This window comes from Ideonella sp. B508-1, from assembly GCF_000333615.1.
Lineage (GTDB): Bacteria > Pseudomonadota > Gammaproteobacteria > Burkholderiales > Burkholderiaceae_C > Ideonella.
In genome coordinates, this window is the sequence record NZ_BADL01000495.1 from 1 (window position 1) to 1,010 (window position 1,010).

The window sequence follows — 1,010 nt, forward strand, 5'->3', positions numbered from 1 at the left end:
TCTGGACACGAATTGAACGTGCGGCGCTTCACCGAGCAGATCACCCGCGTCATCCACCTGCGCGAGGGCGACATCGGGCGGCCGCTGCGTGAACTGGCCAGCACCTTGATCTACCCCGAGCTGTACGCCGACGTGAAGGAGACGCTGCGCACCCTGGCCTTCACGGAAAAGCAGATCGCGACCACGGACGGCCAATGGTTTTCGGTGCGCATCATGCCGTACCGCACCCTGTCCAATGTGATCCAGGGCGCGGTGATCACCTTCGTCGACATCACCGCCGCCAAAGCACTGGAGTCCCGCCTGCGCAAGGAGTAGAGTGGGCTCGAGCCGTCACGCGGCGGGAGCCGTTCCATGGCACACATCGAATCCACAGAGACGCCCCCTGCAGACCTGCGATTGCGCGCAGCGCTGCGCCTGGACGGCCGCGCCAGCCCCAAGGCATCGGCCAGCATCGGCTTCGATGCCCTGTCCGTGCTCCATGCGCTGGCCTCCACCCCGGAGCGGGCGGCCGACGCGCTGGCCCTGCTGCATGAGCTGCAGGTGCATCAGGTCGAACTGGAGCTCCAGGCCGAGGAACTGCGAGAGTCCCGGCAGGCGCTGGAGCTGGCGCTGGCGCAGCAGGCACAGCGCTACGACCACCAGCCCGTGGCCTGCTTCACCCTTGACCAGGACCTGCTCGTGCACGAGCTCAACCGGATGGCCGCCCGCGCGCTGGGCCTCGATCAGGACGATGCCTGTGGCCAGGCGCTGGACAGCTTTCTGCCCCCGCAGGGTGGGCAGACGATGCGCGCGCTGATTGCCGCCTGCCGTGATCGCGATCCGCCCGTGGCGACGGCCACGCTGACGCTGCAGCCCCGCAGCGGCGCGGCACAGACCTTCAGGGTGTCCCTCGGCCCGCTGCCCGACGAAGCGCTGTTCCTGGCGACCTTCTGCGAAGAGTCCTCCACCGATCCCGCGCGCCAGGCCGGAAGGTGATCCAGCGGGAACCGGGCATCTCAGCCGCCCGGTCC

The 1,010-nt window shown here is 68.7% G+C and carries 2 protein-coding genes; both read left to right on the forward strand.

The window, feature by feature from the left end:
• Window positions 1-315 (forward strand): PAS domain-containing protein (locus I73_RS19440; RefSeq protein WP_148289859.1); only part of this gene is annotated, 315 nt, incomplete at its 5' end.
• 36 nt (window positions 316-351) lie between these two features.
• Window positions 352-975: a PAS domain-containing protein gene (locus I73_RS19445; protein WP_083876923.1), complete on the forward strand. Its 624-nt coding sequence runs from the start codon at window positions 352-354 to the stop codon at window positions 973-975.
• The last annotated feature ends 35 nt before the right edge of the window (window positions 976-1,010 follow it).

What these genes read in the sequence shown, in the direction of transcription:
- I73_RS19445 (WP_083876923.1), top strand. Translation starts at nt 352, where the DNA reads ATGGCACACATCGAATCCACAGAGACGCCCCCTGCAGACCTGCGATTG.